This is a genomic window from Polycladomyces subterraneus (assembly GCF_030433435.1).
GTDB lineage: Bacteria > Bacillota > Bacilli > Thermoactinomycetales > JIR-001 > Polycladomyces > Polycladomyces subterraneus.
The window spans coordinates 1-15,095 of record NZ_JANRHH010000055.1 but is presented as its reverse complement, the minus strand read 5'-3'; the positions used below and the strand labels follow the sequence as shown (position 1 = coordinate 15,095).

The following is a 15,095-nucleotide window of genomic DNA, read 5'->3' as shown; positions in this document are numbered from 1 at the left end:
ATGAGAGTATACTCCTCCTCAACAACCGGCGTCAAATCTTCGATGCTTCTCTCTCCCACAGCTGCGACAGCAACGATGGGTCGATATTGCCCCCGCTCAGGATAACGCCTACTTTCCGGCAATCCCGGGGCAAAGCTCCCTTCCGCACAGCCGCCAGCGCCACAGCGGCTGACGGTTCAATCACCGTTTTCAACCGGATCAGGGCAAAACGGACAGCGTCTGCAATCTCCTCCTCCGTCACCAGCACAATGCTCTCCACATGCGATTGCAAAATGGGAAATGTCAACGCGCCAGGCGTTGTCGCTCGAAGACCGTCGGCCACCGTCGACGGAGGATCGATTGACACCCTTTTACCCTCCTGCATGGAACGGTATGTATCTGCCGCCAGTACCGGTTCTGCACCAAATACGCGAATCTTTGGATTCCAACCGTGGGCTGCGATCGAAGTCCCCGACAGCAATCCACCACCACCGATCGGCGTTATCACCACATCCAAATCCGGCACTTCCTCCAATAACTCCAGTGCCGCCGTCCCTGCCCCCGCAATGATATGCGGATGATCAAATGGCGGAACAATGGTGAGCCCCCGCTCTTCTGCCACTTGCCGTCCGAATGCTTCCCGATCCGTCGTCAAACGATCGAACGTCAGTACCTCAGCGCCGTAGGTCTCCCGTGTGGCCGCCAATTTGACGGGAGGCGCGTCGGTTGGCATGCAAATGACCGCCGGAACACCGGACAATTGGGCGGCCAGCGCCACCCCTTGGGCATGGTTGCCCGATGAGTAGGCGAGTACCCCGTGCTGTTTTTCCTCCTCGGTCAATTGGGAGATTGTGTTGTAGGCACCGCGAAACTTGAACGCTCCCCCACGTTGGAACTGCTCACATTTAAGGTAAATCTCCTGACCGGTTTGCTGATCTAATGTTCGCGATGTCATCACAGGAGTCCGGTGGGCGACACCTTTCAACCGGGCGGCCGCCTCCCGTACGCGGTCATAGGTGATGGTCTCCATCCTCTCCGTCCTTTCCATGTTTTTACTCCATTATATCATTCACATAGCGGAACCATCCCGAACATGTTTCTAACCATTCAACTAAGCCAACCGAGACTTTTCGCAAGTGATTGGTGTCTTTCTCCACACGGCATAATGCTGAAATCACTCCCTTTTGTCAACGATTTTGCAAAAATATTTTTATACTATTTCTTGAATGGTGATGACACACAGGTGAAAATAGAAATGGTGATGTTCATGTCGTCAAAGCAGAAAAACCCCGGCAAATGGATCGCCTACTGTGTCACACCCGAGTGGGAAGGACACACCGTGCGGGAAGTACTGCGAGGACCCTTGTTGCTGTCCAACCGGATGATCAACCGACTCACTCGGTCGAGGGGGATTCAGCTCAATGGTAAAATGCCTTGGCTGGACCGACGGGTGAAGAAGGGCGACCGTCTGCGTGTGGCTGTGCGCCCGTTTGAACGGGCCGACCTGCCGCCGGAACCGGTACCGTTTTCCGTCGTATATGAGGATGCCGATCTGATGGTGGTGGACAAACCCGCCGGGATCAATGTACACCCGGTACGTCCCGGTGAAGGTGGAACGCTGGCCCACGGGATTATCCATTACTGGCTGTCACAAGGCAGAGAAGGACGGGTACGGCCGGTACACCGGCTGGACCGGGATACTTCAGGCCTCATTCTGATCGCCAAGCACGCATACGCACATCAGTTGCTGGACCGGGATTTGCGCCAACACGATATTCAACGGGAGTATCTGGCGTGTGTTTCCGGACGGTTGGAAAATCCCGAGGGTACCATCTGCGAACCGATCGCTCGTGATCCCAACCATCCTTTGCGACGGTGCGTTTCCCCTGAAGGCGATCCGGCCGTGACACACTACCGGGTCCTGGTACAAAACGATCGTGCCTCGATTGTATGGGTTCGATTGGAGACAGGACGGACCCATCAGATTCGCGTCCATTTCTCTTCGCTCGGTCACCCGCTATACGGAGATAAACTCTATGGCGGACCCATGGAAGGAATCGGGCGACAGGCCTTGCATGCTTGGCTCCTATCGTTTCGCCATCCATTGACAGGAAAAAATCTCACACTGAAGACCATGCCGCCGGAGGATTGGTTGCAGTTGACTGAATCACTTCATTTTGTGAGGGAGGAATGGTCGGATGGATTGTCGCTTTCAGGGGATTGACCATGTACAACTGGCGGCACCGCCGAACTGTGAGGAAGAAGCACGACGGTTTTACGGCGAATGCCTTGGGTTGAAAGAAGTGCCGAAGCCGGCCGCATTGCAAAAACGGGGCGGTGTTTGGTTCCGTTGCGGCAACCAAGAGGTGCACATCGGAGTACAGGACCCATTTGTCCCAGCGACCAAGGCGCATCCTGCATTTTTGGTCACATCCCTGGCGGTGTTAAAACAACGATTGGCCGAATACGGCACAGAGATCATCGAAGACGCACCGATTGAAGGCCGAGAGCGATTTTTCACCCGCGATCCATTTGGTAACCGTATTGAGTTTCTGGAGTACAAGTGAACAACCGCAAACAAAAATGGAGGAGTATGTTCTCCTCCTTGAGACTGCTGACATAAGGTGCAGGTCAGCAGTCTTTTTTTGTCGAAATAAGAATATGGACAACAAGGACAGAACCCCGAAAAGCGGCAGGTGTATCCAGGAATTTTATCTGCCTTTTCGTTTCAAATGCGGGCTCCCTTAGCATCGAACTACTCAGCACATTCCCGCCAAGCCCCCATCTGTCGTCTCCTTCGAAGCCAACATCTTCTCTTCGCTGACAGACAACCGGGCAGCCAAATGCAATGCCGGCGCCGACGGAAAACGACGAAAAACTGCGGAACCGGATTGTACTGCCTGATCATTCCAAAGGAGTACGGCGGTATAGGGGCCGGGATGCCGGGCAATGTGGTGGCGGCCGAACAACTTGCCCACGCCCGTCCTTCGACCGCTTCGCCTGGAACATGCACGATCTTGTTGAGCAGACGTTCGACTTTTTCAGCAATACGTTTTTGCAGTACAGATATAGCTAGTGTGTACATTGATTCTATCATTTTTCGGTGACATACAAATCCGGGGAAACTTGAGCCAGAAACGGGCTTCTGTTTCCGATCCAATAAATATGCAGTTCGTGCATCGCCCGCGTGCAGGCCGTGTAGAACAGCTTGCGTTCGCTCTCTTTTCCGTACACGTCTTCCGACGCATTGAAGATGATCACCGCGTCGAACTCAATCCCTTTGGCGAGATACGCCGGGATGATCAAAGCCCCTTTTTCGAAAGAAACAGAGTCCTTCCCGATCAACCGGATCGGAACCTGGTCTTTTAACACCTCATACGCTTCCCGGCTCTCCCGGGCCGTTTTGCAGATCACGGCAATCGTTTGGTGTCCGGCATCTTGAAGGGAGCGGATTCGGTCGGCAATTCTTTTCGCCAGTTCATTCCGGTCCGCCACCTGCGTCAAGGTCGGTTTGGGGCCTTCCCGGTGGAACGGTTCGATCGCCTCACCGCCATCGATCAACTGTCGGGTGAATTCGACGATCTGCCGGGTGGAGCGGTAACTGCGCAACAGGATAAATGTTTTGACCTCGTCGGTTCCGAACAGATCGGGCAGCGCCTGAAAAACGTCACCGGCAGCGGCATGGGCGAAAATCACCTGGTTAAAATCACCCAGAACGGTCATTCGGGCACGAGGATACAGCCGTTTAACAAACGCAAACTGGAACGGGGAGTAATCCTGTGCTTCATCGACAAACACGTGCCGGATGGTATTGTCCGTTTCAAACCCTTCGATCTGTTCTTTCAGATACATAAGCGGCGTCGCGTCTTCACAGGAGAGCTTGCCGCGATCCAGACGCTTCACCGTCTGCGCGCAAATCGTCTTCCAATTATCCGGTAACCGAATTTCGGGAGCAAATCGCGCCACATAGTCCGGATCAGCGAACAGTTGCCGGTAGATCCCCGCGATGTCCACGAATTCCAGCCGCTTCACAGACTGACGAAGCGGCCTGAACCGTTCGTGAACAACAAAGGCGGCGAGAAATTCCCGTTCACGCTCAAAGTCGTCAAACATGGTCATCGTGAAACGTTTTTGTTTCTGCAGCGTTTGATAGGCGCGAATCAACGTATGGCGATCCAGATACTGAATTTCTTCCTCCACCCACGGCTTGGAACGCTCCAGACGAGCCCGTTCTTTTAAATCTTCCAGCAACCGTTCCGCAAGAAAGCTCATACGGTCGTGAATGGCCAGAGATGCAGGGAGCGAGTAAAATTGTTCCCGAATGTAATCGGCGGGAATCAGGACTTCATCTTCCAGCTTCAGATCATGGAAGAGCATCCCGTCCTGTCCGAGATACGCAATGTACCGGTCGATCAGATTCATGAAGGAGACGGACGTCTTGTACCGGATTCCCTCAATTCTTGCCGAATATTCCGGGTCATCCATGGCCGTCAGCACATATTCCATCTGGGTGAACGGGTCTTCCAGCTCAAACATGTTCCCGATCCGTTTTTCCAACAGCTCTTGGAATGTGGTCTGCTGCATATTCTCTTCCCCCAGCTCGGGAAGAACCGTGGAAACATAGCTATTGAACATCGGGTTGGGCGAAAACAGCACAATCTGGTCGGCGGTCAGCGAGCCCCTGTACCGGTACAACAGCCATGCCACTCGCTGAAGAGCAGTTGACGTCTTGCCGCTGCCCGCTGCTCCCTGAACGATCAAGAGACGCGGCCCTTCACTTCGGATAATGCGATTTTGCTCTTTCTGGATCGTGGCCACGATGCTCTTCATCTGCGCGTCCGAATGCTTGCCGAGCACTTCCTGAAGCAGCTCGTCTCCGATGGTGACACCCGTATCAAATAAGCTGACAATTTTTCCGTTCCGAATGATATACTGCCGCTTCAGCTCCAGGGTCCCGGTCACTGTGCCGCCAGGCGTTTCGTACTGCACAGGGCCGGGTACCCCTTCGTAATACAGGCTGGAGACCGGCGCCCGCCAGTCATAAACGAGAAAGTCCTCATCGTTTTCATCACGGAAGGAAGCGATCCCCAGATAAATCTTCTCTGTTTCCTGCTCTCCGTCTTCCCTGAAATCGATCCGGCCGAACCATGGGGACTTCCTCATCCGCGAAAGAATAGACAACTCCTTGTTTACGTGACGGAAGCTTCGTTCCCTTTCAGCCAACACTTCCGACTGCTGTTTGACGCTCACGGCGGTCTCCACCGCTTCATGCGGCTCATCCACGTTAACCCTCACATCATCCCAGAAGTTCTTGCGGATGTTTACGATTTCCGACTTAAGCCCGCTGACTCGCTGCTTAAGATCATCCATCCGTTTGCCGATTTTAGCGGTTACCCGGTCCAACCGCTCTTGTTCTTTTTGCCATTCCTGCTTTGTCACGCTCATGCATCCGTCCCCCTAGCCGATGATTTTCGAAAAGACCTTGACAGCAGAATCGGAAAGTGATAAGATATAATTGGGTATTTGTTTTTAAATGATTAATTCTTAATGAATCAGGCATTGATCAGGATATCACACATCCATGCTGAGTTCAATCCGAACAAACCATCTCTTTTCCCACATTTCTCTAAAAATAAAAAACAACGGACAGTGAACACTGTCCGTTGTTTGTTTCGCGGCGGGCCGCAGGACCCCCTCCCGCAGTAAACGCCACGGCGGGGATTATCGAGCACCCCGACGTACCGGAAGAGATAAAACTGGAGGGCATTACCGTCCACGACGTGTGGGACACTCTGGGGATGCGAGCCACCCGGAGCAACACCGTGGAGTACAAGAACGTCTTTGTTCCCGATGACATGGTGCTTCACAAAACCGACACCTTCCTGGATTCTTTCATCATCCAGGGGGCCAACTGGTCCTTCGGCTCCTTCGCCGCTGTCTACTACGACGTGGGCATGGGTGCGTTAAACTGGGCCAAGAAGCTGTTGACCACCCGTAAACCGAAGAGGTATGCCCAGCCGATGGGTTCCCGATGATCCGCCGCCGCCTGGGTGAAATGTTCTCCGATATGGATGTGGCCCGCCACGCCATTTACTACGCCGCTTGGTACAGCGATACTTATGGCCCTGGCGCGCAAACTTTTTCTCATTTTCTGAAGGCCAAATACATTATTGGGCGTCCCGTACCCTGCGCAACGCCTCCATCGCCTGCGGAATCCACGGCTTGATGAAAGACCATCCCTTTGAGCGCATCCTCCGCGACGGGACGACGGCTTCCATCATGCCTCCCAACGAGGATGCTTGTCTGGAGAACATCGGCTTGATCGAAGCCGGCCTTGATCCCAAGGAAGTAACGCCCTTCCTGAGAGGAGGAGCGCTGATAGCGAACCGGCAGCAGAATAAAATGACCGTCATCACACTGCGCTACCACCAAGCACTTTGGCTGATGTGTGGATGCCTGGTCTGAAACAGCCTCAAGCTACCCGATGATGGGTAGCTTGAGGCTGCTGATCTGTTACATTTTGTCAGTAGTCGAGGAACATATACTCTTCTGGCGTTACATCATCTTCAGCAGCGCTTCCTGGCCGGTCATACCTGGATGAATCCCCACCTCCCTGGCTGCATGGGTGACTGATTCCAGTGGGGCGGCCAACAAATCATCCAGCGACCGCACCCCTACCGCCCGTCCGGCGAGAATACCACGGTCGGCCAACCGCTCATTCAACAAAGCCACATCCAAAGCGCCACACATGATGTACCCCTTTTCCGTGGCGATCGCGAGCAGACGCGTTTTAGGCAATGCCACTTCAATGCCCAATACCGTCTGTCCCGCCACATCGATCGGTTTCAGTTGAACCACGTATAACCCTCCCACGATACGGATTCCCCTAATACCGTATGTGAGCGACACCGGAACGGCACGGCAACGGGCATCTATTCTCTACGAAATCAGGTCCATACAAAAAACGAGCTCCCCGTCAGAGGAACTCTTCTGCCACTCAATGAATGTATGGCGTTTGAAAGGAAGGTTTCCACATCGACAGTTTCCCTTCCTGCGCCATCTTGGCTTTCAGCATTTCCACCAAATAAATGGCCACCATTTGCAATACTTCATCATCGCTCATTTCTTCGATGAGGTTCAAAACATCCTGCCTCGTGTGATCTTCCAGCAAATTGAGAACCAATGATACCGCATCATCTTCATCGTCGGTTAATTGGTCCCGGTACAACGAATATACTTCATCCACAAAACGCATCGGATACCCTCCTTCAGACCTAATTGTAGCGCAACTGAACTCCTGCTGGAAGGGTGGGCTTGGAAGCCTTGGGTTATCTTGTGGGACAAGCCTGCACTTGGTGCCACCGTTGGCTTTTGCACGTATTGACTGCACCGGGTTGCCGAATCCAATGGGCCAGCACGTCCCGCAAAAACTCCGGCAACAAATAGCGAACCTCTTTCGCTTCTTGGAATGTAGGATATCCTACCCCGAACGTAAACATATCGATGGTGGCCACCGTATAGTCACGATCGGCTTCCAGCTCCCGCCCGCCAATCCGTACGGTGCGGATTTTTTGATAAGGCGGCGCTTCCGGGCAATATTCGATATCCATCCCCGATACGTTGAGGATACCCAATTGCTCCCCGCGAAATCCGAATCCTCGGAGTACTTTGGTTTGAAACTCCTCCAACAATGATTCTTCCAATATGCGACGAAGTTGTTCTCCAGTCAGCAATAGGCTGCACGGATTGATCGGATGAGGCAAAATCCGATGGAGTAACCTCCGCGTCACCGGACCGGCGGGCAAGCCGTCCAGAACCTGTCCTGCATTGACTATAGCGATCTCCGTTCCCACCCAGTCGCGCAGTGCATCAGCCAACAAGTTACCTAACGGCGATTCCGAACGCCAATCGATGGAAAGCGGTTGGTGCAGTGTGGTGACAGTATACGCCAGATTCTGTTCTGCTTCCTCCCGACCCTCGGCAATGCGATTCAACACCGCTTTTGAGAGAGGCACCCCTTCAGTGGAGATGCATGTCCCTTCCACGTCTGCCACGCGTTTGTGACGGGCATCCCACGACAACGTGAGGTGCCCCACATATTGTCCGAACTTGCCCGCTCCCGTGATCCACGTTTGCCCAATCCGCTCCGGCTTTTCCATCAAGTGATGGGTATGCCCGCCTAATATCACATCCAGCTGAGGCACTTCCTCCGCCATCTGACGATCATTGGGCAACCCGAGGTGGGACAGCAGCACCAGCACATCCACCTGGTTCCTCATTTGCTGAACCACCTCCCGGACCCGCAAGAACGGATCTTGGACCTGCCATCCCATCATTTCGTACACCATCGGATAAGGGATCGTGGCACCGAGCAGACCCACACGCACTCCCTGACACTGGAGAATCGCCCACGGACGAAGCCAAGCAGGCCGGTTCCCCTCGATCGGCGTAACATTGGTCGCAATGACGAAAAATGGCGCCGTTTCGTAAAGCGAATCCAACGACGCACGCGAAAAGGTGAGTAACTCATTGTTTCCCAATGTTACACCGTGGTATCCGGTTTCCGCCATAACGGAAACATTGACGCGCCCGTCAGTTCCTTCTGTTTCCATCCGTTCCCGATCCATGTGATCTCCGATATCCAACAGCAGGAACCCTTCATCGCGCCCCTCGATCTCTTTGATCAGTCGAGATGTCAACGTATGAATCCCAGCCGCGGCTTCCAATCGGCTGTGGATGTCGTTGGTATGGATGAGATGAAGTCGCACCACTTCTTGCACAAACATCCTCCTAACTCAATGAAGACATGCCGTCGGCGATCATTTTCACGGCCACCAACACAATCGCGATCCGAAACGTGACCAACAGGGCTTGACTGCTCATCCGCGCGGAGATGGCCGCCCCCAACTGACCACCGATCCAAGAACCAGGTGCAATCCACAATGCTGCGATCCAGTCGATGTTTCCCTGAACGGCGTGAGCGACACTGCCGATGGCGGCGGTGAGCAGGATGATAAACATGGAGGTAGCGGTGGCCACATGCGGGGGAAAGCGAAACAGCATCACCATCATTGGTACCAACAGCGAACCGCCCCCGATCCCGAACAAGCCGGAAATAAGACCCACGACAAATGAAATGAAAAGGGCTGTCGGCCGATGATATCCGTACGTATATTCCCTACCTTCCGCGTCCACAAACGTACGCGTTACCGACTGGCGAAGCGAAATCCCCCTGAGCCGATCCCGAAATGACAGCACTATTGACACTCCCAGCATCAACAGGCCAAAACCCACCAAAAATCCGCTGGAACGAAAAAAATGAGTGAGATAAGCCCCAATGGCCGCTCCCGGTCCGCATGCGGCAAAAAACAACCAACCGCTGGAAAAATCCACACGCCGCTGACGGGCGTAGGACAATGTCGAAGACAGGGCAGTCAAAATGACCAACGCCAACGATGTCCCTACCGCCACCGGAGGCGTAAGATGGTGAAACCGTGCATCTACTCCTGCCAAAAACAACAATGCCGGCACGGTAATAATCCCGCCGCCCAATCCGACGATACTACCGATCGTACCTCCGATCAATCCGATCAAGAACAACAACAGCCACTCCACAGCAGGTCACTCCTTATTCCCATCCATCACCAAAAACACATCAATGCCAGGGATGGTAAGTAAGCAGAGGGGGAGTCGAAAGTCCTCCACCAGTTTGAGGTCTTGTATCTATCGGATCCATTATACAGGTTGTACATGGAAAACGGAATCTCAAGAGCTGCTGCAACCACCTCCGCCGCATCCTCCTCCGCAACTGCTGCTACTGCAGTGGCTGCTTCCGTCGCCGCAATGATTGCCCCCATTCTCACTTCCCGACGAGGAACAGCCGAAGAAAGTGGTACATGAGGAGGTTGTTCCACCTGCTGCGGCTGCCTTTTTGGCGGAAGATTTGGACGAACGGGTCCGTCTGATTTCTTCCCACTTCAAAATCCGACTTACATCGAAGCGTGGCACATCATACAGGGAATAAAACAGTACGCCATACATCAAACGCGAAACAGGATCTTCCACCTGATCGAACAATCGGATGATAAGCGCATCCTCATCCCGGCCGCGTTCTTCGACAAATGAGCGTACGAAACGGATTCCCTCATGGATCTGCTCCGCCAACCGGAAGATGATCCGGCGAACGACAACGTCCCCTGCGCTCCACCGAAAATACCGCTCTAGCACTTCTTCGGAGACCTCCCCCTCGAAGTCCCGCAAAATCTCCCTGGGGACCGGTTGGCGGAAAAACGCCCCCCAGGTCAATCTACTGTAGGGAGTGGGTTGAAACAACCAACAGTAGATGAGATCAAACCATCCCCGCATTGTCCTTCCAGCTGCGGCACCGGCGGCGTCATGTGGCTCGTGGTGAAGATATTCGCCCAGGAAGCGTTTGGAAAACTGCTCATACGCCCGGGTGAACATGAGCATCTCGTGCCACACTTGATCCACTTCGCGACTGTACATCGGCACTTGTTTCATCAATGCGGTCATGAGAAAAAAGCGCTTCAATTCAAACCAACGATTATTCCACTCCGTTTCACGGATGCTGTGGTTCTCCATCATCCGACGCTTGACCCGGTCCACGTATTCCCGGGAATAAGACCATACGAGCCGGTTAATCAATTGACGCAGGTCTCGGTTCAATTGCGAATCATGCGACTGCAGGCCCAGATCTTCCCGCACCCATGACTGTTTGCGGATGGCGGCCTGCCGAACCCCCCGGCGGATCATCCGTACCCACCACACCAAACCGATCAAGGCCAATCCTCCCGCAACCAACCACACCCACATCCGGCCCACTCCTTTTTTCCTTTTTATCTAAAACAATGTTCCCTGCCGAAATACAGGCTGCGGATCAGCGGATGATTCGATCCAACCTTTTTCCGCCAATAAATGAATCATCTGTTTGGCGTTGTCTGCCGCATCGCCCTGCGAATTGTTGTTGAACAGCAGGATCAACTGCTTCGTTCGCTCTCTGATGTGATGGAAATGGGACAACCACTCTCGCAATTCCTCTTCCGAATAACGATACGCATAGCGAATCTCCCGCCAATCGGGTCGGTGAGAAGCGCTCCATCCTTCACGATTCCGTCCGTGAAACCGGACGAGAGAAAGTTCAGAATGTGTCACTTCCGGCACGATCGGAATGGAACCCTCTCCTGCCTGGGGTTCGTCACAGACCACATGAATGAGTTCATGATCCTTGAGAAACTGCAGGGTTTTTTCCTGAAAACGGGGCAAAAACCAACTCCGATGCCGAAATTCAACGGCAAGTGGCAACGTCGGGTATCGTTCGCGGCACCAACGGATGTAGCGGACATGTTCCCTCGTACAATCGAACCAAGGGGGAAACTGAAACAACACCATGGACAACTTTCCGGAAACCATTACCGGCCGAATGGATGCTTCGAACAGATCAAACACCTCTTCCCGGGTACGCTCCGGTGCCCGTTGCGGACGGCCGTGACCGGTCATCTCCCGATAGGCTTTCACAACGAAACGGAACCCGGGCGGTGTTTCTTCCACCCAACGCTCCCACCGTTCGGGCGGTTGGATCGCATGATAGCTACTGTCCACCTCCACAACATCAAAATGACGTGTATACAACGCCAGCTTCTCTTTCGACGGGGTTTTGGGTGGGTATAGATCATGATCACCCCAGCCGCAAACCCCCACCCGGATTTCCGTCATGCCTGTCATTTCCTCTCCCGCTTGTCAGTTCAGCTTTATTTTAGCAAAAAAGCCAAGGAGACGTCTCAAAGTTTTCCACCATCCTACACGACCCAAACCGTTCATCTTTTCGTTCAACAAAATTCGATATACAATAAAACCTGAACAAGCCAGGCCCGTACCAACCAAGCACAGATGGGATCAATCGGTGAGGAGGAATTCTATGGCCTCTTCCTATCTTTCGATTTGGGGCCCCGTTGTCGAACAGATCCACCGTTACCTTCGACAGCAATATCCCAAAGAAGGATGCGGCATATTGGCGGGTCATGCCCAGGAGATCACGCACTTTTTTCCGATCCCCAACCTGGATGACAGCCCGCATTCGTTTTCATTTGAACCTCAGGCCTATTTAGAGACGATCCGGCAATTGCGGGAACAGCAATTGGAGTGGATCGGGGTGGTCCATTCCCATCCCACCACCGAACCTTATCCGTCCGCCCGCGACATCGCCAATTGGCACTACCCCGAAAAAAGCTACTGGATCTGTTCACTCAAACAAGGACACTGTCGTCTGTCAGCCTACTATATTCGACACCAACAAGTGATTCCTGTTATGTACCAGATTATTGTGAATCGCTGAACACTGTTGGTGCCCCGTGGGAGGTTTTTCTGTTGTTGGAACGAATCGGTGACGCATTGCACACGGATAAATATCAGATCACGATGATGTATGCACATTGGAAAAACGGGTCGCACCAAAGAAAGAGAGCGTTTGACCTGTATTTCCGTCATCTTCCGTTCGGCAATGGTTACGCCGTGTTCGCCGGGCTGGAACGGGCGGTGCAATATTTGGAGAATCTCCGATTTACCGAGGAGGACATCGCCTTTCTCGCCCGGCAGCCGGAACAATACGACCCCGATTTTTTAGAAATGCTCCGCACGTTTCGGTTTCAGGGCGATGTGTACGCCGTACCGGAGGGGACGATCGTATTTCCCAACGAACCGTTACTCCGACTGGAAGGCAACGTGATGGAGCTGCAATTGGTGGAAACCGCCTTGCTCAACTTTATCGGCTACCAGACACTGGTTGCCACCAAAGCGGCCCGCATCCGCACCGTGGCTGGCAACGACCTGGTCATGGAGTTCGGCACGCGTCGGGCACAGGAAAGTACGGCCGCCATTTGGGGAGCGAGAGCAGCGTATCTCGCCGGGTTTGACGCCACCTCCAATGTCCGGGCCGGTGAGCGTTTCGGTATCCCCATCATCGGCACACATTCACATTCTTGGGTGCAGGATTTTGAAAACGAACTGGAAGCCTTTCGCGCGTTCGCCCGTGCGTTTCCGGAACAATCCGTCCTGCTGGTGGATACGTACGATACATTGCGAAGCGGGCTCCCCCATGCGATTCAAGTAGGTCTGGAACTGAAGCGGCAAGGCAAGCGACTGGCTGGGATCCGGTTGGACAGTGGCGATTTGGCCTATTTGTCCAAACAAGCGCGCAAAATGCTGGACGAGGCCGGATTGACAGACACCCGGATCATCGCGTCCAGCGACTTGGACGAAGATACGATCCTGAACCTGAAAGCACAAGGTGCCCGCATCGATTCGTGGGGAATCGGGACCAAACTGATCACGGCCTATGATCAGCCCGCACTGGGAGCCGTTTACAAAATGGTAGCCAAAATGGAACAGGGTCAGTGGGTGCCTACCATTAAAATCTCGTCCAATCCGGAAAAAGTTACCACACCCGGTCGGAAAAATGTGTACCGGATCGTCGACAAGGTGACCGGAAAAGCACAGGCTGATCTGATCACCCATGTGGATGAACGGGTGGATGAGAAGACCCCGCTCGTGTTGTTTGATCCTGTCCACACCTATCGGAAAAAACGGGTCACCCACTACCAGGCAATCGAGCTGTTACAACCTGTGATCCGAAATGGGGAACGCACAGCAGAGCTTCCGTCGCTGGAGGAGATTCGACGTTATCATCGGGAACAACGCTCCCTGTTTTGGGAAGAATATCTACGTTTGCTGAATCCCGAGGAGTACCCCGTCGACCTGTCCAATAAGCTGTGGAAAATGAAACAGGAGTTGATTCAACAGATTTACCAAACATTTGTCGAACCGAAAAATAAGCGGGATTGAAAAAGAAGGGGTTGCGATACGCTGGTCAGGATGTGTTCGGTCAAAAGGAATGGCCTTTTTCCTACGAACGACTTTGAACCAAGTGAAACAGGAATCAGAGCCCGTTCATTAAGGAGAGAAATCCGTTGCATTGGATCTTGTGGATCATGATACCGTTGTTCGGCATATTTCTGCTATTGCTGATCTTTTTCGGTTACCGATACTGGTATCATCTGGGCCGTCTCCCCCAACCTTCGAGACGGCCGCTCCGGCATCACCCCCGGCCGGATCGATGGTCATCTGATGAGGTGACCATCACGTGGGTGGGACACGCCACTTTGCTTATCAACCTGTACGGTACACGAATCCTGACAGACCCCGTCCTGGGAGAACGTGTCGGTATCAGTTTGGGGCCGATCCAAATCGGCCCCCGACGGTTTGTGCCTCCGGCGCTGAGAGTGGAGGAAATCGGGCCGGTGGATTTGATTCTTCTTTCCCACGCCCATTTTGACCACTTTGACCTACCCACCTTGAAGCGGTTGGCCTTTCACCGGACACACGTTTTGACGGCCCGTAACACAACTCATCTGTTGAAAGGCATGCCGTTTCACAGCATACGGGAGCTGGGTGAATCGGAGACTGTGGAACTGGATGGAGGATTGCGCATCACAGCTATCCCTGTAAGACATTGGGGAAACCGGCTTCCATGGAACACCGATTACGGGTATACAGGCTATCTGATTGAGAAAAATGGCGTACGTCTCTTTTTCGCCGGAGATACCGCCTACACGCCCGGTCTGCGCAGTTTGCGGAAATATGGCCCCATCGATGTGGCATTCATGCCGATCGGCGCCTACAAACCGGATACGTACCAAGTGAACCACTGCACACCTGAACAAGCCTGGCAGATGTTTTTGGACACGGGGGCCCGTTGGATGGCTCCCATCCACTGGCGCACGTTCGTCCTGTCGTACGAACCGGTGGACGAGCCGATGCAACGGTTGTTGCTGGCAGCGGGTCCTGACGAAAATCGGATCATCCTCCGGGAACAGGGGATGGAATTCCGTCTACCGTAGTATATTGGATAGGGGCTTACCGTTCGGTAAGCCCCTGACACATAGTACCTTTCGTTGAATGCTTATTAAGAGCCTCGGCGTCCTCTTATTCAGACCAAAAGATGATAAATTGCTAGTTTGCGTGACATCCTCCCCCGAATAAATTCGGGGGCATCCAATCAGGATGCGTACAGTTGAGCACTGTACTTCGGTTCAGTGACACCA

The 15,095-nt window shown here is 53.4% G+C and carries 17 protein-coding genes; 8 read left to right on the top strand and 9 right to left on the bottom strand.

The annotated features are described in order from the left end of the window. Nucleotides 1–31 precede the first annotated feature (31 nt). The gene (locus tag NWF35_RS16130) at nt 32–1,027 is read right to left on the bottom strand and encodes a threonine ammonia-lyase (RefSeq protein WP_301240510.1); all 996 of its coding nucleotides are present in this window, start codon (nt 1,025–1,027) and stop codon (nt 32–34) included. A 207-nt stretch (nt 1,028–1,234) separates the two neighbouring features. On the opposite strand from NWF35_RS16130, the gene NWF35_RS16125 reads away from it, so the two are divergent. Further along, the gene (locus NWF35_RS16125; RefSeq protein ID WP_301240509.1) at nt 1,235–2,203 is read left to right on the top strand and encodes an RluA family pseudouridine synthase; all 969 of its coding nucleotides are present in this window, start codon (nt 1,235–1,237) and stop codon (nt 2,201–2,203) included. Continuing rightward, the gene (locus NWF35_RS16120) at nt 2,178–2,546 is read left to right on the top strand and encodes a VOC family protein (protein WP_301240507.1); all 369 of its coding nucleotides are present in this window, start codon (nt 2,178–2,180) and stop codon (nt 2,544–2,546) included. The genes NWF35_RS16125 and NWF35_RS16120 overlap by 26 nt, the downstream gene beginning before the upstream one ends. A gap of 192 nt (nt 2,547–2,738) precedes the next feature. On the opposite strand, the gene NWF35_RS16115 is transcribed toward NWF35_RS16120, so the two are convergent. Then, nucleotides 2,739–2,957, bottom strand: a complete 219-nt coding sequence (locus NWF35_RS16115) for a hypothetical protein (RefSeq protein ID WP_301240505.1) — start codon at nt 2,955–2,957, stop codon at nt 2,739–2,741. Between NWF35_RS16115 and NWF35_RS16900 the strand changes: the two genes are divergently transcribed. Continuing rightward, nucleotides 2,871–3,086, top strand: a complete 216-nt coding sequence (locus tag NWF35_RS16900) for an acyl-CoA dehydrogenase family protein (protein ID WP_363321632.1) — start codon at nt 2,871–2,873, stop codon at nt 3,084–3,086. The two genes, NWF35_RS16115 and NWF35_RS16900, sit on opposite strands and share 87 nt — an antisense overlap. On the opposite strand, the gene helD is transcribed toward NWF35_RS16900, so the two are convergent. Beyond that, nucleotides 3,073–5,424: an RNA polymerase recycling motor HelD gene (helD, locus tag NWF35_RS16110; RefSeq protein ID WP_301240503.1), complete on the bottom strand. Its 2,352-nt coding sequence runs from the start codon at nt 5,422–5,424 to the stop codon at nt 3,073–3,075. The two genes, NWF35_RS16900 and helD, sit on opposite strands and share 14 nt — an antisense overlap. Nucleotides 5,425–5,777: 353 nt before the next feature. Here helD and NWF35_RS16105 point away from each other — a divergent pair, with 353 nt between their 5' ends. Further along, nucleotides 5,778–6,014 carry a hypothetical protein gene (locus tag NWF35_RS16105; RefSeq protein ID WP_301240501.1) on the top strand — a complete coding sequence of 79 codons (237 nt, stop codon included), beginning with the start codon at nt 5,778–5,780 and terminating at the stop codon, nt 6,012–6,014. Between the two features lie 187 nt (nt 6,015–6,201). Further along, nucleotides 6,202–6,444 (top strand): hypothetical protein, encoded by a 243-nt coding sequence (locus NWF35_RS16100; RefSeq protein ID WP_301240499.1) that lies wholly within the window; start codon nt 6,202–6,204, stop codon nt 6,442–6,444. A gap of 90 nt (nt 6,445–6,534) precedes the next feature. On the opposite strand, the gene NWF35_RS16095 is transcribed toward NWF35_RS16100, so the two are convergent. From NWF35_RS16095 to NWF35_RS16070, 6 genes are all read right to left on the bottom strand, one after another. Beyond that, nucleotides 6,535–6,837, bottom strand: a complete 303-nt coding sequence (locus tag NWF35_RS16095; protein ID WP_301240497.1) for a YunC family protein — start codon at nt 6,835–6,837, stop codon at nt 6,535–6,537. 139 nt (nt 6,838–6,976) lie between these two features. Then, entirely contained in the window at nt 6,977–7,234 is a 258-nt protein-coding gene (locus NWF35_RS16090) for a DUF6154 family protein (RefSeq protein WP_301240496.1), read from the bottom strand. A 73-nt stretch (nt 7,235–7,307) separates the two neighbouring features. Beyond that, on the bottom strand, nt 7,308–8,759 hold the full coding sequence (locus NWF35_RS16085; protein ID WP_301240494.1) for a bifunctional metallophosphatase/5'-nucleotidase: 1,452 nt from the start codon (nt 8,757–8,759) through the stop codon (nt 7,308–7,310). A 10-nt stretch (nt 8,760–8,769) separates the two neighbouring features. Next, the gene (locus tag NWF35_RS16080; RefSeq protein ID WP_301240492.1) at nt 8,770–9,594 is read right to left on the bottom strand and encodes a sulfite exporter TauE/SafE family protein; all 825 of its coding nucleotides are present in this window, start codon (nt 9,592–9,594) and stop codon (nt 8,770–8,772) included. Between the two features lie 150 nt (nt 9,595–9,744). Then, nucleotides 9,745–10,812 carry a UCP032817 domain-containing protein gene (locus NWF35_RS16075; protein WP_301240491.1) on the bottom strand — a complete coding sequence of 356 codons (1,068 nt, stop codon included), beginning with the start codon at nt 10,810–10,812 and terminating at the stop codon, nt 9,745–9,747. A gap of 27 nt (nt 10,813–10,839) precedes the next feature. Continuing rightward, on the bottom strand, nt 10,840–11,712 hold the full coding sequence (locus NWF35_RS16070; protein WP_301240490.1) for a DUF72 domain-containing protein: 873 nt from the start codon (nt 11,710–11,712) through the stop codon (nt 10,840–10,842). Between the two features lie 202 nt (nt 11,713–11,914). Here NWF35_RS16070 and NWF35_RS16065 point away from each other — a divergent pair, with 202 nt between their 5' ends. The 3 genes from NWF35_RS16065 (at nt 11,915) to NWF35_RS16055 (ending at nt 14,891) form a co-directional block, all read left to right on the top strand. After that, entirely contained in the window at nt 11,915–12,331 is a 417-nt protein-coding gene (locus NWF35_RS16065) for a M67 family metallopeptidase (RefSeq protein WP_301240488.1), read from the top strand. A gap of 35 nt (nt 12,332–12,366) precedes the next feature. Next, nucleotides 12,367–13,836, top strand: coding sequence for a nicotinate phosphoribosyltransferase (locus NWF35_RS16060; RefSeq protein WP_301240672.1), 1,470 nt, complete (start codon nt 12,367–12,369; stop codon nt 13,834–13,836). Between the two features lie 125 nt (nt 13,837–13,961). Further along, nucleotides 13,962–14,891 carry an MBL fold metallo-hydrolase gene (locus NWF35_RS16055; RefSeq protein WP_301240487.1) on the top strand — a complete coding sequence of 310 codons (930 nt, stop codon included), beginning with the start codon at nt 13,962–13,964 and terminating at the stop codon, nt 14,889–14,891. The last annotated feature ends 204 nt before the right edge of the window (nt 14,892–15,095 follow it).

Excerpts from the sequence above, each read along its gene's own strand:
- NWF35_RS16130 (WP_301240510.1), bottom strand. The coding sequence starts at position 1,027 with ATGGAAAGGACGGAGAGGATGGAGACCATCACCTATGACCGCGTACGG.
- NWF35_RS16125 (WP_301240509.1), top strand. The coding sequence starts at position 1,235 with ATGGTGATGTTCATGTCGTCAAAGCAGAAAAACCCCGGCAAATGGATC.
- NWF35_RS16120 (WP_301240507.1), top strand. The coding sequence starts at position 2,178 with ATGGATTGTCGCTTTCAGGGGATTGACCATGTACAACTGGCGGCACCG.
- helD (WP_301240503.1), bottom strand. The coding sequence starts at position 5,424 with ATGAGCGTGACAAAGCAGGAATGGCAAAAAGAACAAGAGCGGTTGGAC.
- NWF35_RS16105 (WP_301240501.1), top strand. The coding sequence starts at position 5,778 with ATGCGAGCCACCCGGAGCAACACCGTGGAGTACAAGAACGTCTTTGTT.
- NWF35_RS16090 (WP_301240496.1), bottom strand. The coding sequence starts at position 7,234 with ATGCGTTTTGTGGATGAAGTATATTCGTTGTACCGGGACCAATTAACC.
- NWF35_RS16075 (WP_301240491.1), bottom strand. The coding sequence starts at position 10,812 with ATGTGGGTGTGGTTGGTTGCGGGAGGATTGGCCTTGATCGGTTTGGTG.
- NWF35_RS16070 (WP_301240490.1), bottom strand. The coding sequence starts at position 11,712 with ATGACGGAAATCCGGGTGGGGGTTTGCGGCTGGGGTGATCATGATCTA.
- NWF35_RS16065 (WP_301240488.1), top strand. The coding sequence starts at position 11,915 with ATGGCCTCTTCCTATCTTTCGATTTGGGGCCCCGTTGTCGAACAGATC.